Annotated in this window: 24 protein-coding genes; 13 read left to right on the top strand and 11 right to left on the bottom strand. The window is 63.3% G+C overall.

All coding sequences use genetic code 11. The features are described 5' to 3' along the window. Positions 1–8: 8 nt before the first annotated feature. Positions 9–1160: an efflux RND transporter periplasmic adaptor subunit gene (locus EDF71_RS06985; protein ID WP_133855865.1), complete on the bottom strand. Its 1152-nt coding sequence runs from the start codon at positions 1158–1160 to the stop codon at positions 9–11. 131 nt (positions 1161–1291) lie between these two features. After that, positions 1292–3082 (bottom strand): enterochelin esterase domain-containing protein, encoded by a 1791-nt coding sequence (locus EDF71_RS06990; RefSeq protein ID WP_133855866.1) that lies wholly within the window; start codon positions 3080–3082, stop codon positions 1292–1294. A 175-nt stretch (positions 3083–3257) separates the two neighbouring features. On the opposite strand from EDF71_RS06990, the gene EDF71_RS06995 reads away from it, so the two are divergent. Further along, entirely contained in the window at positions 3258–3650 is a 393-nt protein-coding gene (locus EDF71_RS06995) for a DUF5329 domain-containing protein (RefSeq protein ID WP_166656477.1), read from the top strand. Positions 3651–3690: 40 nt separating this feature from the next. Here the strand turns inward: EDF71_RS06995 and trpC are convergent, their stop codons facing one another. The 8 genes from trpC to gph form a co-directional block, all read right to left on the bottom strand. Next, positions 3691–4491, bottom strand: coding sequence for an indole-3-glycerol phosphate synthase TrpC (trpC, locus tag EDF71_RS07000; protein WP_133855867.1), 801 nt, complete (start codon positions 4489–4491; stop codon positions 3691–3693). A gap of 26 nt (positions 4492–4517) precedes the next feature. Continuing rightward, positions 4518–5549 (bottom strand): anthranilate phosphoribosyltransferase, encoded by a 1032-nt coding sequence (trpD, locus tag EDF71_RS07005; protein ID WP_133855868.1) that lies wholly within the window; start codon positions 5547–5549, stop codon positions 4518–4520. 23 nt (positions 5550–5572) lie between these two features. Next, the gene (locus tag EDF71_RS07010; protein ID WP_133855869.1) at positions 5573–6232 is read right to left on the bottom strand and encodes a LysE family translocator; all 660 of its coding nucleotides are present in this window, start codon (positions 6230–6232) and stop codon (positions 5573–5575) included. Continuing rightward, positions 6232–6804: an aminodeoxychorismate/anthranilate synthase component II gene (locus EDF71_RS07015; RefSeq protein WP_133855870.1), complete on the bottom strand. Its 573-nt coding sequence runs from the start codon at positions 6802–6804 to the stop codon at positions 6232–6234. Before EDF71_RS07015 ends, EDF71_RS07010 begins: the two co-directional genes overlap by 1 nt. A 2-nt stretch (positions 6805–6806) precedes the next feature. Next, complete coding sequence (locus EDF71_RS07020; protein WP_133855871.1) at positions 6807–7136, bottom strand: chorismate mutase; 330 nt, start codon at positions 7134–7136, stop codon at positions 6807–6809. Then, the gene (trpE, locus tag EDF71_RS07025; RefSeq protein WP_133855872.1) at positions 7133–8632 is read right to left on the bottom strand and encodes an anthranilate synthase component I; all 1500 of its coding nucleotides are present in this window, start codon (positions 8630–8632) and stop codon (positions 7133–7135) included. The genes EDF71_RS07020 and trpE overlap by 4 nt, the downstream gene beginning before the upstream one ends. A gap of 273 nt (positions 8633–8905) precedes the next feature. Beyond that, positions 8906–9316: an adenosylmethionine decarboxylase gene (gene speD / locus EDF71_RS07030; protein ID WP_133855873.1), complete on the bottom strand. Its 411-nt coding sequence runs from the start codon at positions 9314–9316 to the stop codon at positions 8906–8908. 11 nt (positions 9317–9327) lie between these two features. Beyond that, positions 9328–10038, bottom strand: a complete 711-nt coding sequence (gph, locus tag EDF71_RS07035) for a phosphoglycolate phosphatase (RefSeq protein WP_133855963.1) — start codon at positions 10036–10038, stop codon at positions 9328–9330. Between the two features lie 226 nt (positions 10039–10264). Between gph and EDF71_RS07040 the strand changes: the two genes are divergently transcribed. The 6 genes from EDF71_RS07040 to EDF71_RS07065 are packed head-to-tail and all read left to right on the top strand — an operon-like array spanning position 10265 to position 17751. Next, entirely contained in the window at positions 10265–10717 is a 453-nt protein-coding gene (locus tag EDF71_RS07040; RefSeq protein ID WP_133855874.1) for a type IV pilin protein, read from the top strand. Further along, the gene (locus EDF71_RS07045; protein WP_133855964.1) at positions 10711–11343 is read left to right on the top strand and encodes a GspH/FimT family pseudopilin; all 633 of its coding nucleotides are present in this window, start codon (positions 10711–10713) and stop codon (positions 11341–11343) included. Before EDF71_RS07040 ends, EDF71_RS07045 begins: the two co-directional genes overlap by 7 nt. An 11-nt stretch (positions 11344–11354) precedes the next feature. Beyond that, complete coding sequence (pilV, locus tag EDF71_RS07050; RefSeq protein ID WP_133855875.1) at positions 11355–11834, top strand: type IV pilus modification protein PilV; 480 nt, start codon at positions 11355–11357, stop codon at positions 11832–11834. Beyond that, entirely contained in the window at positions 11831–12943 is a 1113-nt protein-coding gene (locus EDF71_RS07055) for a PilW family protein (RefSeq protein WP_133855965.1), read from the top strand. The genes pilV and EDF71_RS07055 overlap by 4 nt, the downstream gene beginning before the upstream one ends. Beyond that, positions 12937–13569 carry a hypothetical protein gene (locus EDF71_RS07060; protein ID WP_133855876.1) on the top strand — a complete coding sequence of 211 codons (633 nt, stop codon included), beginning with the start codon at positions 12937–12939 and terminating at the stop codon, positions 13567–13569. Before EDF71_RS07055 ends, EDF71_RS07060 begins: the two co-directional genes overlap by 7 nt. Before the next feature lie 36 nt (positions 13570–13605). Next, complete coding sequence (locus tag EDF71_RS07065) at positions 13606–17751, top strand: PilC/PilY family type IV pilus protein (RefSeq protein WP_133855877.1); 4146 nt, start codon at positions 13606–13608, stop codon at positions 17749–17751. A gap of 89 nt (positions 17752–17840) precedes the next feature. Here EDF71_RS07065 and rpe read toward each other — a convergent pair whose 3' ends face one another. Continuing rightward, positions 17841–18521 (bottom strand): ribulose-phosphate 3-epimerase, encoded by a 681-nt coding sequence (gene rpe, locus EDF71_RS07070; protein WP_133855878.1) that lies wholly within the window; start codon positions 18519–18521, stop codon positions 17841–17843. A 50-nt stretch (positions 18522–18571) separates the two neighbouring features. Here rpe and apaG point away from each other — a divergent pair, with 50 nt between their 5' ends. The 6 genes from apaG (at position 18572) to EDF71_RS07100 (ending at position 23562) form a co-directional block, all read left to right on the top strand. Further along, positions 18572–18982 (top strand): Co2+/Mg2+ efflux protein ApaG, encoded by a 411-nt coding sequence (gene apaG / locus EDF71_RS07075; protein ID WP_133855879.1) that lies wholly within the window; start codon positions 18572–18574, stop codon positions 18980–18982. Further along, on the top strand, positions 18982–21075 hold the full coding sequence (locus EDF71_RS07080; protein ID WP_133855880.1) for a site-specific recombinase: 2094 nt from the start codon (positions 18982–18984) through the stop codon (positions 21073–21075). Before apaG ends, EDF71_RS07080 begins: the two co-directional genes overlap by 1 nt. 7 nt (positions 21076–21082) lie before the next feature. Beyond that, the gene (gene thiL, locus EDF71_RS07085; protein ID WP_133855966.1) at positions 21083–22060 is read left to right on the top strand and encodes a thiamine-phosphate kinase; all 978 of its coding nucleotides are present in this window, start codon (positions 21083–21085) and stop codon (positions 22058–22060) included. A 54-nt stretch (positions 22061–22114) separates the two neighbouring features. After that, the gene (locus EDF71_RS07090) at positions 22115–22669 is read left to right on the top strand and encodes a phosphatidylglycerophosphatase A (protein ID WP_133855881.1); all 555 of its coding nucleotides are present in this window, start codon (positions 22115–22117) and stop codon (positions 22667–22669) included. Beyond that, a complete protein-coding gene (locus EDF71_RS07095) occupies positions 22666–23193 on the top strand; it encodes a CinA family protein (protein WP_133855882.1) in 528 nt (175 codons plus the stop codon). Before EDF71_RS07090 ends, EDF71_RS07095 begins: the two co-directional genes overlap by 4 nt. 132 nt (positions 23194–23325) lie before the next feature. Further along, on the top strand, positions 23326–23562 hold the full coding sequence (locus tag EDF71_RS07100; RefSeq protein WP_027010612.1) for a glycine zipper domain-containing protein: 237 nt from the start codon (positions 23326–23328) through the stop codon (positions 23560–23562). Positions 23563–23573 lie beyond the last annotated feature (11 nt).

Genomic DNA, 23573 nt, shown 5'->3' on the forward strand with positions numbered 1-23573 from the left:
GGTCCTGCTTAGAGCATCTGGCTGGCGGCGCCGTCCAGCAGCAAGCCGCCACGGACCACAATGCGGTCACCGGCCTGCAGGCCGCTTTGCACCGGCACCATGCCGCGCAGCGGCTGGCCCAGCACCACAGTACGCGCCTCAAAGACGGCATCCTCGGCCTGCACAAAGACCAGCGAGCGGTCGCCATCCTTGATCAGCACGGCGGTCACCGGAATCAGCATCTGCTGCGTGGCGGCCAGCGGAATCTCCACCGAGGCCTGCATGCCCGGGCGCAGGCCGGCGGGCTGCATCTTCAGGTCGATCAGTACGGTGGCGCGACGCGATTCCTTGTCCAGCACGGCGCCGATGTTGCGCACCGTGCCTTGCGTGGCCACGGCCAGTTGCTGCACCTTCACCACCGCATCGGCACCCAGATGGATGCCGGCCAGATCGCCCTCAAAGGCATCGGCCACGATGCGCATGGCGCCTGGATCACCCACCAAAAATAGCGCCGCACCCGACTCGGCTGCCGCACCGGGCAAGGCATTGCGCTCGGCAATCACGCCGGCACGCGGCGCGCGCAGCACGATCTTGTCGCCGCTGCCACTGCCCAGCAAGGCGGCCACGCCCTGGGCACGCGCCAGCTCCTGCGCGGTTTCACGCAGCTTGGACTGCGCCGCGCGCAGCTCCATCTCCACGCCTACGCCCTTGGCCAGCATGGTGCGCTGGCGTTGCTCCTCGACGGCCGCCAGCTCCTTGGCGGTGCGCGCAGCCTCCACCTCGTAGCGGATGCGCAAGGCCTCAGGGCTGACCAGGGTAGCCAGCGTGGCACCAGCCTGCACCTTGTCCCCCACCTGCACGTTGACGGACACCACCCGCCCTTCGACCGGAATGGCAACAGCCGCCACCTTGTCGTCCTGGAAGGCCACGCGCGCGGGCATGGCCACGGTTTGCGCCGCGCCGGACTGGCTCAGGCTCACGATGTCCAGCATCTTCAAGGATGCGGGCTGCAGCCGCACCTGGCCGGGTGCCAGCGCAGCGGCCTTGGCACGGTCGGCTTGCGCCTCCGGGGCAGCGGCATCGCTTCTGCCGCTGCAGCCAGACAAGGCCAGCACCAGGCTGGCTGCCGTGGTGGCCCAGACCAGCGCCCGGCCGGTGTTGGAGTTGAAGAGAGATTGCATCCTTGCCCCTGGTGTTCTGAGTGTTCATGTCGCCGCGTGGCGCGGGCTCCATGCTAGACAGACACCGGGGGGCTTGGCATTACCGACGCATTACCGTTTGGTTAGGTGGGCCGAGGGGCTGGCGCTTTGCTTCACCGCCCGCTGCCAGCGCCACAGGCAGCCTGCACCCTGGCCGCGTTGGCTGGTTGCAGCAACGCCACCAAGCCGCAGGCGATGGAGCCCTGCCAGTGCACATAGTCGTGGCCCGTGCTGTGCTCCCGCTGGGTCACGCGGTAGCCCTTGGCCCGCAGCACATCGCCCAGCTCGCGGCTGGTTTCCAGAATGCCGGCCTGGCCGCCGCGTGCGCTTTCGTAGAGGCCCGCATCCAGGTAGAAGCGGACGTCCTTGCGGGGGGCGGCCGCCCACCAGCGCGCCATCGCATTGGGCGCTTCGGCCTCCGGTGCCCACCAGTAGGAGCCGGACAGGCTCAGCACATTGCCAAAGCGCTCCGGATGGCGCAGCGCCATATAGCTCGATGCCAGGCCGCCATAGCTGGAGCCGGCAATCACCGTGCGCGCAGCGGGCACATCCAGCCCCTGCGTGGCCAGCCAGGGCATCAGCTGCAGGCCCATGAAATCGGCAAACGCTGGGTTGGGTGGCAGCTCGGTATTGCGCAGCTCGCTGCTGGCATTGGCCACCAGCACCACGGCCGTGGCGGGGATCAAGCCCTGTGCCTGCAGCCGCTCAACGATCTGCGGCGTGGGCACCTGGCGCAGATAGGCATGGGCATCGAACAGCACCAACAAGGCGCGCAGCTCCGGGGCGGCCTGCGCCCAACCCACAGGGCGGTAGATCCAGACATCGCGGCCATTGCCGAGGGCCGCCGAGTGCTGCCAGTGGCGCTGCAGATCGCCCGGCAACGGCCCGCTGGCTGGCTGCGACCAGGGCTGCGCCGGCGCATCGGGCAGCTGCAGAGCCGAGCGGCCCTGGTATGGGTCCACTGCGGCAGCGCCATCGTCCGACGCGGCCCAGCTGCGCGGGTTCAAGGGGTCGCGCTGCAAGGTCGCCAGAATGCTGCGGCGCTGCTCGATCGGCGTGCCTTCGATATTGGGCACATCGGGCGCCATGCCATAGCTCAGGCGCGCATCGCTGGGCATCACAAAGCTGCTCCACCAGACATCCGAGTTGCCCAGGCGCTGCAGCGATTCATGGTTGCCCGAGGGGCTGCCAAACAGGCGCACGCTGTGCTGCGCGCCGCGCCACAGAAAGCTTACGAGCCGCTCCTTGTCACTCCAGGGCTCCACCAAGGGCGTGCCGCGCTGGGCCATTTCTTGCCAGAATGTATCGCTGCTGCCGCCACCTTCCAGGTCGCGCGCCAGGGCCTGCAGGCGCGGGCTTTGCAGCGGCTTGTTGGGCAAGGCCACCGACTGGTCGGCGCGCGGGGCCCAGGCGCGTTGGATCTCCAGGCGGTAATGTCCGGCAGTCGCCTGCGCGGGCAGCTGGCCGGCCTCGGCGTTGCTGCTGGCATAGGCCACTGCTGGCTGGGCATTCCAGTGCAGCAACAACTGCTGGCCCGCCTGGGCCTGCCAGGTAAAGCCCTCCCCCACGCCATCGCTGCGCAGCAAGCGGCGCAAATGCCGGCCTGCTGCATCTTGCAGATCCAGCTGCACACCACTGCCATCCACCTCCGCGCGCACCACGCTGCCGGCGGGCAGCTGCTGGGCGTCGAGCTGCCAGCGCTGCTCTGCGCCAGGGGCCAACTGGCCTTGCACCGTTTGCCCGATGCGCAGCAGCTGCGCAGGCGCTGGGCGCTCGGGTGCGCTGGCACAGCCGCCCAGCACGGTCAGCCCCAGCGCTGCACTGGCAGCGAGCCCGCGCATACGCGATGGTGGTAGGACAAAGGCGCTGGGCGCTTGGGGGGCATGGCGATCATGGATACTCATGGACAAACAACGGCAAACAGGCCGGCGGACCCTGCTGAGCATGGGGCCGCTGGCCGGATAGGAAGGGATAGGGGCGAAGAAAAACCCATTTCTGAAATTTAGAAATGGGAATTATTCGCAATTGATACTAGCACAGCGCCTGCGCTGCCAAACCCACCACACTGCTTGACGCGCTATGCCCCATCAACGAACCCCCTGGACCCAGGCCCTGGCGGCAGCCTTTTTGCTGTGCAGCCTGGCAGCCGGCGCGCAGACCGCCAGCAGCGACACCAGCACCACCGAGCGCGAGATTCATGCGCTGTTCCAGGCCTTGCAGCAGTCGGGCTGTGAATTTGCCCGCAATGGCCAGTGGTACAGCGCCAGTGAGGCCAGCGCGCATTTGCAGCGCAAGTACAGCTACCTGCAAAAAAGGGCATTGGCGCCCACGGCTGAGGACTTTATTGCGCGTGCTGCCAGCCAAAGCAGCATGTCGGGCAAGCCCTATCTGGTGCGTTGCCCGGGCCAGCCGGAAGTGCGCAGCCAGCCCTGGTTTGAGGGCCAGCTGGCCAAGGTACGCGCGGCGCAGTAGCGGCATTGCGCCGCTACCCGTTTTTTCTTAGTTGCTTTGCTTAAGCGAACAGCTTGGCCAGCGCTTCGCCCGGCTCATCGGCGCGCATAAAGGCCTCGCCCACCAGGAAGGCGTGGATGCCGGCATCGCGCAAGGTCTTGACATCTTCCGGGCTGGCAATGCCCGATTCGGTCACCAGCAGACGGTCCGCAGGCACCTGCTTTTGCAGATCCAAGGTGGTCTGGATGCTGACTTCAAACGTGCGCAGATCGCGGTTGTTGATGCCGATCAGCGGCGTCTTGAGCTTGAGCGCACGCTCCAGTTCGGCGCCATCATGCACCTCGACCAGCACGGCCATGTCCAGGCTGCGTGCGATCTGCTCCATCTCGGCCATCTGGGCGTCGTCCAGGCAGGCGGCGATCAGCAGCACGCAGTCGGCACCCATCGCGCGCGATTCATAGATCTGGTAGGGATCGACCATGAAATCCTTGCGCAGCACGGGCAGCAAGGTGCTGGCGCGGGCCTGCTTCAGAAAATCAGGCTCGCCCTGGAAGAACTGGCGGTCGGTCAGCACCGACAGGCAGGCGGCGCTGGTCTTGCCATCGCCCACCATATAGCTCTGGGCAATGTCGGCCGGGTCAAAATCGGCACGGATCACGCCCTTGCTGGGGCTGGCCTTTTTCACCTCGGCGATCACCGCGGCCTGGCCTTGGGCGATCTTGGCGCGCAGTGCACCGACGAAGTCACGCGTCAGCACACGGCTTTCGGCATCGCGGCGCATCACCTCGAAGGGGCTGCGCTTCTTGGCCTCGGCCACTTCGATGACTTTGGCCTCACAGATTTTTTTCAGAATATCGGACATTTGTTTTCCTTGGTTGGAAGGCCGGCTCAGGCGGCGAGTTGGCGCGTCAGGGCCACCAGGTCCTGCAGCTTTTGCAAGGCCGCACCGCTGTCAATCGCGGCGCGGGCGCGCTGCAGGCCGTCTTCGATCGAGCTGGCCACATTGGCCGCATAGAGCGCGGCACCGGCGTTGAGGCAGACGATATCGCGTGCGGGGCCTTGCTCGCCTTGCAGGATGCCCATCAGCATGGCCTTGGACTGCTCGGCATTGTCCACGCGGAAGGCGCGCGTGCCCACCATTTGTATACCAAAGTCCTCCGGATGGATCTGGTACTCGCGCACCACGCCATCCTTGAGCTCGCCCACCAGGGTGCTGGCGCCCAGGCTGATCTCGTCGAGGCCATCGCGGCCATAGACGACGATGGCGTGCTCGGCGCCCAGGCGCTGCAGCGCGCGCACCTGGATACCGACCAGATCTTCGTGGAAGACGCCCATCAGGATATTGGGCGCGCTGGCCGGGTTGGTGAGCGGGCCCAGGATGTTGAAGATGGTGCGCACGCCCAGCTCCTTGCGGACCGGGGCCACATTCTTCATCGCCGGGTGGTGGTTGGGCGCAAACATGAAGCCGATGCCCACTTCGGCAATGCTCCGGGCGATCTGCTCGGGGCTCAGCTGGATGTTGACGCCCAGTGCTTCCATCGCATCGGCGCTGCCCGATTTGCTGGAGACACTGCGCCCGCCATGCTTGCTGACCTTGCCGCCGGCAGCGGCAATGACAAACACCGAGCAGGTCGAGATGTTGAAGGTATTGGCGCCATCGCCACCGGTGCCGACGATGTCGACCAGGTGCTGGCGATCGGCCACATGGACCTTGTTGGAGAACTCGCGCATCACCTGGGCGGCAGCGCTGATCTCGCCAATGGTTTCCTTCTTGACGCGCAAGCCCGTCAGGATGGCGGCGGTCATCACCGGGGAGAGCTCGCCCTGCATGATCATGCGCATCAGGTGCAGCATCTCGTCGTGGAAGATTTCGCGGTGCTCAATGGTGCGCTGCAGCGCTTCTTGGGGAGTAATCGACATGGAGTTTCTCGCTGTATCAGGGGTCAGGCGCCGGGCTTGTCGGTCAGCGCCAGCTTGAGGCCAAAGCCAATGAACATGGCGCCGGCCGTGCGGTCCAACCAGTGCAGCCGCTGGCGCAGCCAGCCGGCACGCCGCGCCATGCCGGCACCCATCCAGACCCAGAGCACATTGACGGGGATGGCGTTCAGGTTGAAGAGCAGGCCCAGCGCGGCAAAGGCCAGGCTCTTGTGGGCGTAGTCGGCGGCGATGAACTGCGGAATAAAGGCCAGAAAGAAGATGGCGACCTTGGGGTTGAGCACGTTGGTCCAGAAGCCGCCCCAGAAGATGCGTGACAGGCTGGCGCCCGGCTCTGCCAGACCCGGCATGCTATCTGCAGGCGCCATCAGCTTGCTATTGTTTTTGCTGCGCAGCATCTGCACACCCATCCACAGCAGATAGGCCGCGCCCAGCCACTTGAGCACGCTAAAAGCGGTGGCCGAGGCAGCCAACAGCGCGCCCACACCCAAGGCAGCAGCGGTCACATGCACCATGCAGCCGGCGGTGATGCCGGCGCTGGCCACCAGGCCGGCACGCCAGCCCTGGCGCGCTGCATGGCTGAGCATGTAGAACACGTCAGGGCCCGGGGTGAGGTTGAGCAGCCAGCCAGCTGCCATGAACATCAGCAACTGGTGCAGCTCGATCATCAGCGCTGCTCCAGAAAGTTCTTCAGCATGGCGTGGCCATGCTCGGTGAGGATGCTCTCGGGGTGGAACTGCACGCCCTGGATCGGCAGGCTCTTGTGGCGCACGCCCTGGATTTCGCCATCTTCACTGGTGGCCGTCACTTCCAGGCAATCAGGGCAGCTGCTGCGCTCGATCACCAGGGAGTGGTAGCGGTTGACGGTGAACTGCGCAGGCAGATCGGCAAACACGCCTTCTTGCGTGGTCGTGATCACGCTGGTCTTGCCATGCATTTGCTGCACGGCCCGCACCACCTGGCCGCCAAAGGCCGCGCCAATGGCCTGGTGGCCCAGGCACACGCCCAAAATCGGCAGCTTGCCGGCAAAGTGCTGGATGGCCGCGATGGAGATACCGGCTTCGGCCGGCGAGCAGGGACCGGGCGAGATGACCAGCCAATCGGGCTGGTGTGCGGCGATGGCCTCCAGCGAGGTTTCGTCATTGCGCACCACCACGACCTCGACCCCCAGCTCACCAAAGTACTGCACGATGTTGTAGGTGAAGCTGTCGTAGTTATCGACCATCAACAGTTTTTTCATCGTCACTCCCGGGGTTTGCCGCCCGCTTGCAAGCGGGCCAGTTCGCGGTGCTCGTAGGCGATATAGGCCTCCATCATCGCGCGGTAGATGGCCTCGATCACATCGGGCTGGCCGCCTTCGAGCGCAGCGCGTTCGCGCACGCGGCTGACGATGGCTTCGATGCGGTCTTCATCGCGCACCAGCTCGGGGTTGTTCTTGACCTTGGCAGCCTGGGTCATGTAGCCGCCGCGCTCCACCAGCAGGGGCACCAGGATGTCGTCGAGTGCATTCACATTGCGGCGCACATCGGCCATGGTGTTGCAGTCTTCTACTTTGTCGATAGCGCGGGTCATTCCAGTCCTTCTTCAACGAGTTCGGCAGCGCGCAGCAGTGCGCGGGCCTTGTGTTCGGTCTCTTTCCATTCCAGCTCGGGCACCGAGTCGGCGACCACGCCGGCCGCCGCCTGCACATAGAGCATGCCGTCCTTGATGACGCCGGTGCGGATCGCAATGGCCAGGTCCATGTCGCCGGCAAAGCTCAGGTAACCGCAGGCGCCGCCATAAATGCCGCGCTTGACCGGTTCGAGCTGGTCGATGACCTCCATCGCATGCACCTTGGGTGCGCCCGACAAGGTGCCGGCCGGGAAGGTGGCCTTGAGCACGTCCATGCTGGTCATGCCGTCCTTGAGGATGCCTTCGACATTGCTGACGATGTGCATCACATGGCTGTAGCGCTCCACCGCAAAGGCCTCGGTCACCTTGACGGAGCCGGTCTTGGCAATGCGGCCGATGTCGTTGCGCGCCAGGTCGATCAGCATCACATGCTCGGCGCGTTCCTTGGGGTCGTTCACCAGCTCCTGCTCGGTGGCCTTGTCCTTTTCCGGCGTTGCGGCGCGTGGGCGGGTGCCGGCCAGTGGGCGGATGGTGATCTTCTGCCCTTCCTCGACCTGCTCCTGGCGCACCAGAATCTCGGGGCTGGCCCCCACCACCTGGAAATCCCCAAAGTGGTAGTAGTACATATAGGGGCTGGGGTTGAGCGAGCGCAGCGCACGGTACAGCGACAGCGGGTTCTCGGTGTAGCGCTTCTGGATGCGCTGGCCCACCTGCACCTGCATGAAATCGCCCGCGGCAATCATCTCCTTGGCTTCCAGCACGGCCTTGAGGTAATCGGCCTTGGCAAAGCTGCGCTCGGAGGGGTAGCTGTCTCCGGCCTTGATCTGCGGCACGCTGACCGAGTAGCGCAACTGCTCCTTGAGCTGGCGCACGCGCTTCTTGGCCTTGGAATAGGCCTCTGCCTCGGCCGGGTTGGCGTAGACGATCAGGTAGAGCTTGCCCGAGAGGTTGTCGATGACGGCGACCTCTTCGCACTGCAGCAGCAGGATGTCGGGCGTGCCCAGGGTGTCGGGCGGGCAGCTGTTTTCGAGCTTTTTCTCGATGTAGCGCACGGCGTCATAGCCAAAGTAGCCGGCCAGACCGCCGCAAAAGCGCGGCAGGCCGGGCGACAGCGCCACCTTGAAGCGTTTTTGGTAGTCGGCAATGAAATCCAGAGGATTGCCCGCATGGGTCTCGACCACCTGGCCATCAGTCACGACCTCGGTGCGGGCATCGGCGCCAAAGCCGCTGGCGCGCAGCAGGCTGCGGGCAGGCAGGCCGATAAAGCTGTAACGGCCAAAACGCTCGCCTCCGACCACGGATTCGAGCAAAAAGCTGTGCTCGCCATCGTCATGCGTGTGGCAGAGCTTGAGGTACAGGGAGAGAGGGGTTTCCAGATCCGCAAACGCTTCTGCGACCAGAGGAATGCGGTTGTAGCCTTGGTTGGCCAGACTTTTGAATTCGAGTTCGGTGATCACGAAGAACCATCCCCAGCTTGAGCAGCGCACGCTGGATGTGTGCGTATCGTGCGCTGCAGTTCATCTTTGGTGGACTGGTCTTGCAACCAGCCCTCGGGCGCACGCTGGGGCGTGTTACCCAGCGGCAATCAAACAGGCATAGATACAGGCTTACGCCAGGGCCAAGCTCCCCGGTCGGAACGACCTGTAATGACTGCGTGATGGATGAACATGGCGCCTAGTGTAGCAAACGAATCTGCAAACGACGGTGTAAAAACCAGAAAATCGGGGATTTCAGCGCGGCAAGCCCGCAGCCGCCGCTGGGCCGGCCTGCAGACTGCCCCGCTGCAGCCGCTGGTGCTGGCAGCGCCTGGGCTGCAAAGCAGCCACCAAGGTATCGACGACCTGCTGCGCCTTGGCCGAGTTGTCGCCCGAGAAGTTGCAGACATAGACATCGAGCGTGACATGGCCCAGCTCCGGCCAGGTGTGGATGGCCACATGCGACTCGGCCAGCAAGACCACGCCGGTGACGCCACCGGGCTGGCCGTTGTGGCTGGGAAACGGCACCCAGCTGTCATGCATGCGTGTTAGCCCCGCATCGGCCACCGCCTGGTTGCACAGCGCAGCCAGCGCCTGCGCATCGACCAGCCAGGCCGCCGGGCACTGGCAGTCATACAGGTCGGCCGTCAGGTGCAGTCCGTCCACGGCAAGTGGCCTCAGGCCTGCAGCTCGCTGAGCGCATCCACATAGCCGGTCGCTGCCACCTGGCGGATCGGCTGGCCGTGGTTGTAGCCATAGCTGACCAGCACCACCGGGCAGCCCGCGTTGTGCGCCGCCTCGGCATCGTTGCTGCTGTCGCCCACCATCAAGGTCAGGGCCGGCTTGCTGCCCAGGGCCTCGCAGGTCTTGAGCAGCGGCAGCGGATCGGGCTTCTTGCGCTCAAAGGAATCGCCACCAAACACATGGTCAAAATAGTCGCGCAAGCCCTTGGCGCGCAGCAGCGGCTCGGCAAAGGTCAGCGGCTTATTGGTCAGGCAGGCCATCTTCAGCCCCTTGGCGCGCCATTGCGCCAGGCCCTTCTCCACCCCGTCATACACCCGGGAGAAGCGGCCATTGATGGCCAGGTAATGGTGCTGGTAGCGCTCCCAGGCCTGAGCATAGCGGTTGTCGATCTCGGTGGCCGGGACCGGCTGGCCGCTCGCCTGGTGCACCTGGGCCAGCACATGGGTCAGCACCGCGCGCAGCAGATGCTCCGAACCCTTGCCCACCATGGGCTCGATGGTCTGCACATCAATCGCCGGCAGCTGCAGATCCGCCAGCATGCGGTTGAGCGCCTCGGCAAAGTCCCCCATGGTGTCGACCATGGTGCCGTCGAGGTCGACGATGACGGCTTCGCAGCCAGGGAGCATTTTCTTCAGATCAAACATGGCATTCAGCCCACGCAGGGGCTCGGTAGACAGTGCCGCGCCATTCTGCCCCAGTTTGCGCAGGGCCTGGGAAACATCTTCCCCGCGCTGCGGAGCACCGTTTGTCATGCCGAAACCGCCACTGGCTCCGGCTGGTCCCCCATCACCGCCCGATTGCTTTAATGTCACCAAACTCGCAAGTTATAACAATATAGCTATCTTCAATAGAAAACATCATGGTGATTGCATGATCCGAAAGCTCTCCCCCACCCGCCCCTGGCAACAGGGCTTTACGCTGATTGAAGTCATGATCGTGGTGGCCATCATCGGCATTCTGGCAGCCATCGCACTGCCCTCTTACCGCGATTACGTGATTCGAGGACGCATCCCCGAGGCCACCGCAGCTCTGTCTACCTACCAGGTGCGGATGGAGCAGTGGTTCCAGGACAACCGCAAGTACCGCAATGCGGACAGCGCCTGTGGCGCACTGCCAGCGGACAACAACAGCGGCAAGTATTTCAACATCAGCTGCGCGGCCAGCTCGGATACCGTCTACACACTGACCGCGACCGGCAAAGGGCCCATGAGCGGCTTCACCTATACCGTCAACCAAGTGGGAGGCAAAGCCACGACGGCCGTACCCAGCCGCTGGACCACTTCCGACACCTGCTGGATCACTGGCAAGGGTGGCACATGCTAGGCCTTGTGCGTCCACGTGCCCGGCCGCACATGCGCGGCATGACCTTGATCGAGTTGATGATCGGCCTGACCATCGTGGCCATCGTGCTGATGCTGGGCATGCCATCGATGGTGGTGTGGATGAACAACTCCCGCATCCGCACCGCCGCCGACAGCCTGCACAACAGCATGCAGGCAGCCCGGGCCGAGGCTGTGCGTCGCAACCAGGTGGTACGCGTTCAGGTGGTGGACAGCTTGAACAACGACTGCAGTCTCAGCTCCAACGGCCTGTACTGGGCCATCAGCCTGGGAGCTGGATCCAATCCCGCAACCAGTTGTGCCAGCGCGATTGACGACAGCACCGCTCCCAAGATCTTGCAAAAAGGGGCTATCGCCAATTCTGGAAACGTCGCAGTCAGAGCCTCGCAAACCGTGTTTGCCTTTAATGGTCTGGGTCAGCAGGCCAGCACGACGTCCCCTACCACCACGGCCCCTCAGGCCATGACCGTGCAGATCACCTCCAGCCAAGGTAGCTGTGTCCAGGCAGGTGGCGAAATCCGCTGCTTGACTGTCACGGTCAGCCCTGCGGGCCAGGTGCGCATGTGTGACCCGGCCATTTCAACAACGGGCGATGCACTCAAATGCTGAAGGAATCTGTGATGAAAGCTTCACCCCAGCTGCGCCGAGCTTGGCGCCCAGGTCTTGCGCCATCGCAGCAGCGCGGCGTGCTGCTGCTCGAAGCGCTGATTGCCATTCTTATTTTCTCACTCGGGATTCTGGGCGTGGTCGGCCTGCAAGCCGCATCGATCAAGCAAGCCACTGCAGCGGAAGACCGTGCCAAGGCAGCATCCCTGGCCAATGATTTGATCAGCCGCATGTGGGCCAGCAACCACACCACGCTCAGCACCAACTTTGGCGCTACCGGCGACGGCTTTACCCGTTGGATGGAGACCGTCGAGGGTTCTCAGCTTCCCGGGGTCAAAGACAGCGACACCCTGAAACCTACGATCAGTTTCACCGATGGGCCCACCAGCGCCACCGGCATTGCACTGAGCACCCAGGCCAAGATCATCATCAAGTGGCAAGCCCCTAACGAGAGCACTGCCCACCAATATACCGCGATTGCTGTCATCAAATGACTACATCCCTCTCTCGCTCGCGCCAAGCGGGCTTCAGCCTGATCGAGATCATGGTGGCCGTGGTAATCGGCATGGTCGGTGTCATCATCATGACCCAGGTGCTGATGCAATCCGATAGCGCGCGGCGCAACACCACCAGTGGGGACGATGCCCAGATCAACGCCTCCATCGCCTTGTCAGGCATCGAGCGCGATATTCGCATGTCCGGCTATGGCCTCAATTCGCTGAACCTGCTGGGCTGCTCCTGGACCTTCACCCCCTCCAGCGAAAGCAGCGCGTTGACCAGTGCCCTCAGCATTGGCCCGGTGGTCATCAACCCCGCCACCAGCCTGGTACCTGCAGGCGATGCCAACACGGATACCTTGCTGGTCATGTACGGCACCAGCAACAGCCCTGCCGAAGGTGATGCCTTGATAGCGGCCAGCGCCAGCACTACGTTCAAGATGACCACTGCACCGTCCTTTGCGACGAATGATCGAACCATTGCCCTGCCGCTTCCGCGCACAGCAAGCTGCTCGGTCCGTACCGATCGCGTTACCAACGTGCCTGGCGATGGAACCATTTCCGTAGCGAACGGTTTGAGCGGCATCAAGGCCGGCGACGTCCTCTACAACCTGGGCGCAAAACCCATCGTTCGAGCCTATGCGGTGCGCAACGGCAACCTGACGGTCTGTGACTACACCGTCTACAACTGCAGCAAGACCTCCTACACCAGCACGCTCAACAGCGACGTCTGGGTGCCTGTGGGCAACAACGTGGTCAGCCTGCGCGCGCAGTATGGACAAGACAAAACGGCAGGCACGATGGCGGGCGTGGTCACGGATTTTGACCGCACCACGCCCAGCTCCAGTGCCTTTCCAGCCTGCGCATGGACCCGTCTGTTGACTGTGCGGCTGGCCGTTGTGGCACGGGGTGGTCAGTACGACAAGGATGTGGTGACGGGTGCCGTACCCACCTGGTCCGGCAGCGGCAGCATTGCCTTCAACCTGGGTAGCGGCAGTGACTGGCAGCACTACCGCTACAAGACCGTGGAGACTGCCGTGCCCTTGCGCAACATGCTCTGGCAGGGCAACCAGCCCAGCTACCAAGGAGGAGAAAGCGGATGCTGAATCGCTCCCATACCTTCGTACGCCGTCAAGAACGCGGCGTCGTGATGATTGTGGCCTTGATCGTGCTGGTAGCGCTGATCCTGGGCGCGCTGGCGCTCACCAAGTCGGTGTTCACCTCCAACCTGATTGCCGGTAACCTGTCTTTTCAAAAAGCAGCCACCAACTCTGCGGATGTGGGGGTGGAAAACGCCATCGCCTGGATCGAACTGCAAAACGGCAGGGCAGGCACCTGCAGCCCAGGTACCAAGATACTGTCCTGTGACCATAAATCCGATGGTTACCTCGCTGCGGTGCAAAACCCGCAGGAAGGAGAGTCCTGGACCGATTTCTGGGAACGAATCATCGTCCCCACGAATGCCGTCAAGACCCTGTCTTCCGACAGCGCTGGCAACACCTCCGCCTATGTAATTCAGCGCATGTGCAGCGCTGCAGGTGACAGCAGCAGCACCGGCATCATTTGCTCCACCTCGCCCAACTCCTCGGGCGGCAGCTGCACAAGCGGCAGCAGCTGTGATACCCAGGGTATCAATCTCTACTCCGTCAGCCAGGTGTATTACCGCATCACCGTCCGTGTGCTAGGACCCAACAACACCGTGAGCTTCGTGCAAGCCATGGTGGCCATGTAATCCGATTTTTAGCAACTATCTTTTGGATATGCTGCCATGACATATTTCACCTCCCCGATGGCCCTCGTCAGGCCCGTCTTGCATGCCCTTGGCACAGGCGTGTTGCTGATGGCCGTGCAGGCCTTTGCAGCCTCCACCGATCTGGCCACAGCGCCGCTGCAAACTTCCACAGCTACCCAGGTCAAGCCCAATATCTTCTTTGTGCTGGATGACTCAGGAAGTATGAAATGGGACTTCATGCCCGACTGGGTGAACCAGGGTCAGGGCGATGACGCCTTGAATCCGCCTGGCTTGATCCGTAACAGCGGCTACAACGGTATCTACTACGACCCTGCTATTACCTACACGCCGCCTAAAAAATACGATGGCACCAGCTACACCAGCTACACATCGGGCTGGAAAAGTGTTCCCTACGATGGGTTCGGCGTACAGACGGCGGCTAACCAGTTTTCGGACCGGAGCAATGCATCCGCAGTGCAGCGCAGCCTGTTCACTCGGACGGATGCCGGAAGCACCCAGGATCTGACTGGTACGGCCTATCCAGCACAGCACTACACATTTGTTGCTGGCGAGTACTGCAAATCGGCCAACATGAAGGAGTGCAATACCCAGAACACGGCCTCCACCGAATACCCGATTGCAGCCAAATTGCGCTGGTGCAGCGATGACGCGATGACGGACTGCCAGGCATCCCGGATCGAGACAGACCCGGGTGATGGCAAGACCTATACGATCGCACGCTACCCCGGTATGTCACTTGCGGGTACATCGGCCACTGCACAGCTGACCATTTCCAGAGTTAGCTGGACCCGTAACGTCTCCAGCATCAAGGTCAACGGTACTGAGATCCTGAACACTACGGTCACTGCGGGGCTCCTATCGAACAACACCTCCTTCGCCCAATCGCTTGCCACAGCGATCAACAATTCTGGCAGCGGTTACTCGGCCGTAGCTAGCGGTACGGTTGTCACCGTCTCCGCACCTACCAGCCTGGGTAACCTGACAGCCACACCGGTGGTGGTCACTACGCTGACCGTCGATGCCACGGCCTTCTCGGGTGGCAAAGCCACCACGACCGTGCCCGGTCAAAACATCCTCACCAATATCGTCAGTGGCAGCACCTACCCGTATCCAGGCTCCACGACCAAAGCTTCCTCACGCAGCGATTGCGCTGGCAATGTCTGTACCTATAACGAGGAGATGACCAATTTCGCCAACTGGTGGGCGTATTACCGCACGCGGATGCAGATGACCAAGACGGCTACTTCAAATGCGTTCGCCACGCTGGATGACAGCTTCCGCCTGGGCTATATGACCATCAATAACAACAATGGCAACAACAGCAATACCGGCAGTAGGGCTACGGATGATGCCAACAGCGACTTTTTGAATGTCAACACCTTTAGTGCCGAAGCGGGTCAGCAAAAGTCCAAGTGGTACGCCAAACTCACGGCTGCAGTTCCCAATAACGGTACATCGCTGCGTGTCTCGCTGTCGATTGCAGGCCAGCTCTACGCGGGCAAGCTCAATGGCGTAAAACAGCTGTGGACATCTGCATCCAGCGGCAAGAAATCGGGCGTTACCGTCACGGACCCCATGCAGTACGCCTGCCAACGCAACTACACCATGCTGTCCACCGATGGCTACTGGAATGGCAGTGGCGGTACCCAGGTTGATGGTTCCACCACCATTGGCGATGAGGATGGCGATGCCGCTCGCCCCTACAAGGATGGCAACAACCGCTCCAACACCTTGGCGGACGTCGCCGCGTATTACTACAACACCGATTTGCGCACGGCTGCTCTGGGCAATACGACAAGCAGTGATGGGACCGACGTGGCCTCCAACAATGTGCCTGACGGCCAACAGCGCATGTTCACATCCACCGTGGGTCTGGGTGCTTCCGGCTATATGCGCTACCAGAGCAACTATGCCAGCGCCACCAGCGGCGACTATTACGACATCCTCAAAGGAACTCAGACCTCAGCACAAACCCGCGCCAAGGGTATCTGCAGCTGGCAAAACTCGGGCCAGTGCAACTGGCCGACACCCGTCGCTGACAGCCAGACCACCATCGACGATCTCTGGCACGCCGCCGTCAATGGTCGCGGCACCTACTACAGCGCTGGCAACCCTGCGGCCCTCAAGACAGGCCTGAGCAACTTCCTGCAAAGCGTCTCGGCCGCCACCGGCAATGCGGCTGCGGCCACCACCAGCAACCCCAATACCGTGCAGGGTGACAACTTCCTGTTCCAGTCCACCTTCCGATCGGTCGACTGGTATGGCGAACTGGCGCGCTATCGCATCGATTTGGACACCGGCGCCCAGATTCCAGACGCAGATTGGTCTCAGTCGGGCACTGTCTATTCGAACGCGGCCAACCGCACATTGGCAACCCCAACGCTGGACAACCGCAATTACAGCAACCGCAACATCTACACCTATGACGGCAGTGCGCGCGCCTCTTTCGACTGGGCGTCGATGAGCGCAACCATGCGCAACCTGTTCAACCTCACAGCCATCAACTCGCTGTCCCAGATGTGCGATGCGGGCGATACCTGCCTGGATGCTGCGGCCAAGACCAACAGCACCACCGCCGGCACGACCACCGGTGCAGCCGGCATCAACCTGGTGAACTTTCTGCGCGGCGACCGCAGCAACGAAGGCCCGGACAAGACCACCTACTACCGCCAGCGTGCGCATGTGATGGGTGATATCGTCGATTCGCAGGCCGTCTACATCAAGCGCCCGATGTACAACTACGCGGACACGGGTTACACCACCTTCAAGTCGGACCAGGCCAACCGCCAGGGCATGGTCTATGTGGGCGCCAATGACGGCATGCTGCATGCCTTCAATGCCGACGACGGCTCCGAATCCTGGGCCTATATCCCTTCGATGCTGCTGTCGCGCCTCTACAAGCTGGCGGACAAGAACTACAGCAACAACCACCAGTACTACGTCAACGCCACGCCCCAGCAAGGCGATGTGTACTACGACGGTACCTGGAAGACCATCCTGGTCGGCGGCCTGGGCCGCGGCGGCCGCGGCTTCTATGCCTTGAACGTCACGGATCCCACCTCCCCTGCCGTCCTCTGGGAGTTCACTGCAGACACAGCCGCAGGCAATGGCTATACCCGCGATGCCGATCTGGGCTACTCGTTTGGAACCCCCGTCATCACCAAGCTCTCGGATGGCACCTGGGTGGTGCTGGTCACCTCGGGCTACAACAACAACGAAGCCACCAATGCCACCGGCGGCGGCTTTGTCTGGGTGCTGAACGCCAAAACCGGCGCCATCATCAAGAAGATCGCCACCGGCGAAGGCTCACGCACGACCCCCTCGGGTCTGACACGTATCCTGGCCTACTCAGAAACGGCCATGACCAACAACAAGGCTACCACCGTCTATGGCGGCGACCTGCTGGGCAATGTCTGGCGCATGGAAATCAGTGCCCTGACCTCCGCTGGCGGCGATGCCCCGGTCACCAAGCTGGCCACCTTGCAGTACAGCAGTACGGCACAGGCCATCACCGCCCGGCCACAGGTCAGCAAGGTCGGAGATGCACGGGTTGTCTTTGTCGGTACGGGCCGCTACCTCGGCGTGTCGGATATCGCCAATTCCGATGTGCAATCGATCTATGCGATCAAGGACGCCAATACCGCCTACGGCAATCCCCGCGACAGCACCTGCTCGGGCACCAGCAAGGTCAACTGCTTCGTCAAGCAAACCTATACCGACAGCAACAACCGGCGTACAGCCAGCTCTACCGTCAGCTATGACGTGGACTTCGACACCATGCGCGGCTGGTATGTGGATCTGCCGATCTCGGGTGAACGTGCCAACACCGACCCCGCCTTGCAACTGGGCACGCTGGTGTACACCACCAATGTGCCCAGCGATGACAGTGCCTGCAGCCCTGGCGGTACCAGCAATATCATCTACGTCAACTACCGCACCGGCCTGGCGGTTCCCGGTAGCACTAGCGTCGGCGGCCTGCTGTCGAGCAACGGTATCTCGGCGCTGGCCAGTGCGCCAACCCTGGTGCGCCTGCCCAATGGCAAGGTGGTGGCCATCGTCAACCTGTCCAACGGCACCACGGTGAACGTCGAGATCCCTGTGGCCTCAAGTAACCAGAAGACGCGGCGTGTGTCCTGGCGCGAGCTGATCACCGGCCAATAAAGGTCATCCCCAAAGCAGAACCGCAGCCATGGCTGCGGTTTTGCTTTTCCAGCGGCGAGCAGCCGCCCCTTCCGGGCTTCAGTGCTGCATCACCCCAGCGCGACCCGCATCTGGTCAATCACCGCCTTGTAATCGGGCTTGCCAAAAATCGCGCTGCCGGCCACAAAGGTGTCGGCCCCTGCATCCGCCACGCGGCGGATATTGGTTTCCTTGATGCCGCCGTCGACTTCCAGGCGGATGTCCTTGCCGCTGGCTTCGATGCGCTTGCGCGTGGCTTCGATCTTGCGCAGGGTCGAGTCGATGAAGCTCTGGCCACCAAAGCCGGGGTTGACGCTCATCAGCAAGATCAGGTCGATGTCCTCGATCACCCAATCCAGAACATCCAGCGGCATGGCGGGATTGAATACCAGACCGGCCTTGCAGCCCTGTGACTTGATCGCCTGGATGCTGCGGTGCACGTGGGCCGAAGCATCGGGGTGGAAGCTGATATAGTCGGCGCCTGCCTGGGCAAAGGCGGCGGCCAACTCGTCCACCGGCTGCACCATCAGGTGCACATCGATGGGCGCCGGCGTGCCATCGGGCTTGATGGCATGGGGCTTCAGCGCCGCGCAAATCATCGGACCGAAGGTCAGATTGGGGACGTAATGATTGTCCATCACGTCAAAATGTATCCAGTCCGCGCCAGCGGCCAGTACGTTGCGCACTTCCTCGCCCAGGCGGGCAAAGTCTGCAGACAGGATTGAGGGGGCAATTCGGTAGGTGGAGCTCATCCCTCTATTGTCGCAGTTAGTATTTCTACCTGACTTCAATCCAGTTTCACATGCCAAAGTTCCAGTTTGAGGTGTCGGTGACACCACAGTACCTGCCTGAGCAGTCCATGCCCGAGGCCGGCGTGTTCCACTTTGTCTATAGCATCATCATTCGCAACAGTGGCGACGTTCCCGCGCAGCTGATTGCCCGTCACTGGATCATCAAGGATGCTACCGGCCTGGTCCAGGAGGTCAAGGGCCTGGGCGTCGTGGGCCACCAGCCGCTGCTAGCTCCTGGCGAATCCTTTGAATACCAAAGCCAGTGCCGCCTGGCCACGCCGCAAGGCAGCATGGAAGGCAGCTACCTCTGCATCAGCGATGAGGGCCAGACCTTTGACTGCCCCATTCCGCGCTTCAGCCTCGACGCAACGCAGTACCCCGCCCAAGACGACGACCTGGCCCAAGGACGAGTGCTGCACTGATGTTCCGCAAGAAGAAACAAGACCCGCTGCCGCAACTGCTCGCCGCGCTGGATCCCGATGCGCCGCTGGCCGAGCGCAACCTCTGGATCATCGAGATTGCCGCCTGGATTCGCGGCCAGCAAAACTCGGTCGATGCCGCCGTGGCCCGCGTCAGCCAGTTGCTTGACGCCATCGAAGCGGATGCCGCATTGCGGGACAGAGTGCAGCGCTGGTGGGCCGTACAGCTGCAGACGGTGGACCTCACCGCGCTGCTCGCCGATTTCGGCTTTGCGCCCCGCACCGCCTTCTTCAACGAGATGGCCGAGCGCCTGCGCTGGAAGCTGCTGCCCTCCACCCCCGAGACCATCGACGCCACTGTGCTGTTCTCGATGGTCTTGCATACGCCTTTCGATGCGCAGTGGCTCAAGGCCATGGACAAGCCCTTGCTGGAGCGCATTGCCCAGCTGCTGTCGCCCGGCTTTGTGTCGCTGGAGGTGATGGTCGTTCCCACCCAGATCGCGCAGAGCGATGTGGATGCCGGCAGCATTGCCGGGCTGGAGCACTACGGCAACCGCCTCTCGCCCTGGCAGCACCTGGTGCTCAACGCTATCACCTATTGCGCGGGCCAGATTCTGGCGGCCGGCTTTGCGCCCGAGCTGCGCCTGCGCATGAGCGGCAGCGCCAAGAACACCCAGCCCTTCTACAGCCTGATCAGCGGTGTGGAAGAGCTGCGCCGCGCGATGCTGCACCACAGCCCCAAGGCCGCCGATGTGCTGGAGGCCGAAGAGAACGTGCGCCGCAGCCTGGACGAATGCCGCACCGCCGTGGCCTCGATCTACGAACACTTTGAAGACAACGGCGTGTCGGTCGGCGTGGTGTTCCGGCTGCGCCAACTGCGCATGCGCATTCTGCGGGTGCGCGAGCTGCTCGATTGCCTGCTGTCGGCCAACCCCAAGGTCATCACGGCCAAGCTGCTGGCCCACCTGGTGGCGGTTGGCCTGGAGCGCCAGAGCATCCGCGCGCTGATCTCGTCCAACTCCTCGCTGCTGGCCTCCAAGGTAGCCGAGCGCAGTGCCGAGACCGGTGAGCACTACATCACCCGCGACAAGCGCGAGTACGCGCAGATGGCACGCAAGGCGGCTGGCGGGGGTCTGGTGATGGCCTTCACCACGATGATCAAGTTCGCGCTGCATGCGGTCGCCATCTCGGCGTTCTGGGGTGGCTTCATCGCCGGCATCAACTACGCGATCAGCTTTGTGCTGATCCAGCTGCTGCACTTCACCGTCGCCACCAAGCAGCCGGCGATGACCGCCCCGGCCATGGCCGCCAAGCTCAAGGAATCGGGCGATACCGAGGCTGGCATCGCGTCCTTTGTCGACGAGGTCAGCTACCTGGTGCGCTCTCAGGTGGCCGCCGTGCTGGGCAATGTGTTCACCGTCTTCCCGATGGTGCTGCTGCTCACCTGGGGCTGGGCCCGTGCCACCGGCACGCCCTTTATCGACCAGCATGAGGCCGAGCAGACCTTGAAATCGCTGACCTTGCTGGGCCCCTCGGTGTTCTATGCCGCCTTTACCGGTGTGCTGCTGTTCTCGTCCAGCATCATCGCCGGCTGGACCGAGAACTGGTTCGTGCTGCACCACATGGACTCGGCCATCCGCTACAACCCGCGCATCACCCGCTTTCTGGGCAAGGCGCGGGCCGCGCGCTGGGCGGGCTTCATGCGCCGCAATATATCGGGCTTTGCCTCCAACATCTCGCTGGGCTTCATGCTGGGGTTGATCCCGGTGCTGGCGCAGTTCTTTGGTCTGCCCATCGACATCCGCCATGTCACCCTGGCTGCCGGCCAGATCGCCGCAGCTGCCACCAGCATGGGTTTTGAAGTGCTGCATTTCCACGGCTTCTGGCTTTGCGTGGTGGCGCTGCCTTTCCTGGGCGGCCTCAATATCCTCGTCAGCTTCTATCTGGCATTCCGCCTGGCACTGCGCGCGCAAAACGTCAGCAATGTCGAGCGCTCACACATCTACAAGGCGCTGATCAAGCGGGTGCTGACCCGGCCGCTGAGCTTTTTGCTGCCGCTGCGCCTGAACCGCGACGGCACGCCAGGAGGGCGCTGACATGGCCGTGGGTGAATTCGCGCTGATTGCGCAGTACTTCAAGCGCCCGGTGCAGCGGGCCGTGCTCGGCGTCGGCGACGACTGCGCCCTGCTCGCGCCGCAGCCCGGCATGCAGCTGGCCATCTCCAGCGACATGCTGGTGCAAGACCGCCACTTCTTTGCCGATGTGGACCCGCGCACGCTCGGCCACAAGGCGCTGGCCGTCAACCTCAGCGACCTGGGCGCCAGTGGCGCGCAGCCGCTGGCGTTTACCTTGGCGCTGGCCCTGCCCGCAGTCGATGGGCCCTGGCTGCAAGCCTTCTCGGAGGGCATGTTTGCCTTGGCCGATGCCCATGGCTGCGAGCTGATTGGCGGCGACACCACCCAGGGCCCGCTGAACATCTGCATCACCGTGTTTGGCGAGGTGCCGGCTGGCCAGGCGCTGCTGCGCAGCGGCGCCCAGCCGGGTGATGACATCTATGTCAGCGGCCAGCTGGGCGATGCCCGCCTGGCGCTGGAGGCCTTGCTCGGCCATGTGCAGTTGCCCTCCGCCGCCTTGGCCGCTGCCCGCCAGCGGCTCGAAAGCCCCAGCCCGCGCGTCGCCCTGGGCACCGCGCTGCGCGGTATCGCCAGCAGCGCGCTGGACTTGAGCGATGGCCTGGTCGGCGACCTGGGTCATATCCTGCAAGCCAGCGCGGTGGGTGCAGAGCTGCAGGCCGACCAGGTGCTGGCCTGCATGGCGGCGACGGCAGGCAGCTCCGCCACGGCGCTCCATTTGCCCATCGACTTGCAACTGCAATGCTGCCTGGCCGGCGGCGATGACTACGAGCTCTGCTTTACCGCCGCCGCCGACCGGCGCGATGCCGTGGAACAAGCCAGCCTGGCCGCGCAAACCCCCGTGCAGCGCATCGGCCGCATCACCGCAGCACCCGGGCTGCGCGTGCTGGATGCACAAGGCCAGGCCATGGCGCAGCGCTGGGCCTCGTTTGACCACTTCAAGGCCTGATCTCCCAGCAGGACTGGCCCACAGCGGCGCGCTGGCAGGCTTATGATGGCGGGCATGAGCGACTCGCCCTCTCCCCCTTCCGCGCCCGGCGCAGCAGACCCCATTGCGGCGCCGCGCCGCGCCAACTGGTCCTTCATGCTGCGCAACCCCTTGCACTGGATGGCACTGGGCTTTGGCTCGGGCCTGAGCCCGGTCGCACCCGGAACGGTGGGCACCCTTTGGGCCTGGGTGGCCTACCTGGTGCTGCAGCTCTGGCTCACGCCGGCGGCGATTGGCTGGGTGATTGCGGCATCGCTGGTACTGGGCTGGTGGGCCTGTACGGCTACCGCGCGCAACTTGGGCGTCGCCGACCCCGGAGCCATCGTCTGGGACGAGATCATTGCCTTCTGGCTCATTCTGTGGCTGGTCATGCCCACGGGATTCTGGGGCCAGCTGTCGGCCTTTGTGCTGTTCCGCTTTTTCGATGCCGTCAAACCCCAGCCGGTGCGCTGGGCAGATCGCTGCTTCAAGGGCTTTGGCTGGGGCGGCGGTTGGGGCATCATCTGGGATGATCTGGTCGCCGCTTTCTGCACCTTGCTCGTCATCGCCATCGGGAGACATCTGCTATGAACGCCACCGCCGCCTTGCTGACCAAAGATGGCTTGCCCATCCCGGAAACCGTCGCGCAACTGGCCCAGCAACTGGGCCAACGGGGCTGGATGATGGCCACCGCCGAGAGCTGCACTGGCGGCCTGATTGCAGGCGCCTGCACCGAGCGGCCCGGCTCCAGCCAATGGCTGGACTGCGGCTTTGTCACCTACTCCAACCGCGCCAAATCCGCGATGCTGGATGTGCCCGCCGCACTGATTGCTGCCCACGGCGCCGTCAGCGAGCCAGTGGCCCGTGCGATGGCCCAGGGTGCGATTGGCCAGTCGCAGGCCCAGGTCAGCGTGGCCGTTACCGGCGTGGCCGGGCCCGATGGCGGTAGCGCCAGCAAGCCGGTGGGCACCGTCTGGTTTGGCTGGCAGGTCGCGGGCCAGCTGCACAGCGAAGTGCAGCACTTTGAAGGCGACCGCCACGCGATCCGCCAGGCCACCGTGCAGCATGCACTGCGCCGCCTGCTGGCGCTGGTGCAGGCCGCCCCGACGCAGTAAGCGCCGTCCGACACCCAAACTTAGCCTTGGCCGATGCAGCAAGCGCCGGCGCTGCGCGACACTGCAGACATAGCAATCCGGTTTGCAGCACTCTTCTGACTGACAGCCGATGCGAACAAGAGGAGAACTCAGATGAAACGTCTTGCAATCACCACCGCTTCCATCGTGCTGGCACTGAGCGGCCTGACCGCCTGCTCCAGCAACCCCACCAATGCCCAGATCGGTACCGGCGTCGGCGCCGTAGCCGGTGGTGTGCTGGGTGATGCCGTGTTCGGCTCGACCCTGGGCACCATTGGTGGTGCAGCAGCCGGTGCCTATTTTGGTAACCAGGTCGGCGACAACATGGATGGCAACCGCCGCCGCCGTTAAGCGTTGAACAC

It is taken from the genome of Comamonas sp. JUb58 (genome assembly GCF_004364775.1).
In the GTDB taxonomy this organism is placed as follows: domain Bacteria; phylum Pseudomonadota; class Gammaproteobacteria; order Burkholderiales; family Burkholderiaceae_C; genus Comamonas.

What these genes read in the sequence shown, in the direction of transcription:
- EDF71_RS06985 (WP_133855865.1), bottom strand. Translation starts at nt 1,160, where the DNA reads ATGCAATCTCTCTTCAACTCCAACACCGGCCGGGCGCTGGTCTGGGCC.
- EDF71_RS06990 (WP_133855866.1), bottom strand. Translation starts at nt 3,082, where the DNA reads ATGAGTATCCATGATCGCCATGCCCCCCAAGCGCCCAGCGCCTTTGTC.
- EDF71_RS06995 (WP_166656477.1), top strand. Translation starts at nt 3,258, where the DNA reads ATGCCCCATCAACGAACCCCCTGGACCCAGGCCCTGGCGGCAGCCTTT.
- trpC (WP_133855867.1), bottom strand. Translation starts at nt 4,491, where the DNA reads ATGTCCGATATTCTGAAAAAAATCTGTGAGGCCAAAGTCATCGAAGTG.
- trpD (WP_133855868.1), bottom strand. Translation starts at nt 5,549, where the DNA reads ATGTCGATTACTCCCCAAGAAGCGCTGCAGCGCACCATTGAGCACCGC.
- EDF71_RS07010 (WP_133855869.1), bottom strand. Translation starts at nt 6,232, where the DNA reads ATGATCGAGCTGCACCAGTTGCTGATGTTCATGGCAGCTGGCTGGCTG.
- EDF71_RS07015 (WP_133855870.1), bottom strand. Translation starts at nt 6,804, where the DNA reads ATGAAAAAACTGTTGATGGTCGATAACTACGACAGCTTCACCTACAAC.
- EDF71_RS07020 (WP_133855871.1), bottom strand. Translation starts at nt 7,136, where the DNA reads ATGACCCGCGCTATCGACAAAGTAGAAGACTGCAACACCATGGCCGAT.
- gph (WP_133855963.1), bottom strand. Translation starts at nt 10,038, where the DNA reads ATGTTTGATCTGAAGAAAATGCTCCCTGGCTGCGAAGCCGTCATCGTC.
- EDF71_RS07040 (WP_133855874.1), top strand. Translation starts at nt 10,265, where the DNA reads ATGATCCGAAAGCTCTCCCCCACCCGCCCCTGGCAACAGGGCTTTACG.
- EDF71_RS07045 (WP_133855964.1), top strand. Translation starts at nt 10,711, where the DNA reads ATGCTAGGCCTTGTGCGTCCACGTGCCCGGCCGCACATGCGCGGCATG.
- pilV (WP_133855875.1), top strand. Translation starts at nt 11,355, where the DNA reads ATGAAAGCTTCACCCCAGCTGCGCCGAGCTTGGCGCCCAGGTCTTGCG.
- EDF71_RS07055 (WP_133855965.1), top strand. Translation starts at nt 11,831, where the DNA reads ATGACTACATCCCTCTCTCGCTCGCGCCAAGCGGGCTTCAGCCTGATC.
- EDF71_RS07060 (WP_133855876.1), top strand. Translation starts at nt 12,937, where the DNA reads ATGCTGAATCGCTCCCATACCTTCGTACGCCGTCAAGAACGCGGCGTC.
- EDF71_RS07065 (WP_133855877.1), top strand. Translation starts at nt 13,606, where the DNA reads ATGACATATTTCACCTCCCCGATGGCCCTCGTCAGGCCCGTCTTGCAT.
- rpe (WP_133855878.1), bottom strand. Translation starts at nt 18,521, where the DNA reads ATGAGCTCCACCTACCGAATTGCCCCCTCAATCCTGTCTGCAGACTTT.
- apaG (WP_133855879.1), top strand. Translation starts at nt 18,572, where the DNA reads ATGCCAAAGTTCCAGTTTGAGGTGTCGGTGACACCACAGTACCTGCCT.
- EDF71_RS07080 (WP_133855880.1), top strand. Translation starts at nt 18,982, where the DNA reads ATGTTCCGCAAGAAGAAACAAGACCCGCTGCCGCAACTGCTCGCCGCG.
- EDF71_RS07090 (WP_133855881.1), top strand. Translation starts at nt 22,115, where the DNA reads ATGAGCGACTCGCCCTCTCCCCCTTCCGCGCCCGGCGCAGCAGACCCC.
- EDF71_RS07095 (WP_133855882.1), top strand. Translation starts at nt 22,666, where the DNA reads ATGAACGCCACCGCCGCCTTGCTGACCAAAGATGGCTTGCCCATCCCG.
- EDF71_RS07100 (WP_027010612.1), top strand. Translation starts at nt 23,326, where the DNA reads ATGAAACGTCTTGCAATCACCACCGCTTCCATCGTGCTGGCACTGAGC.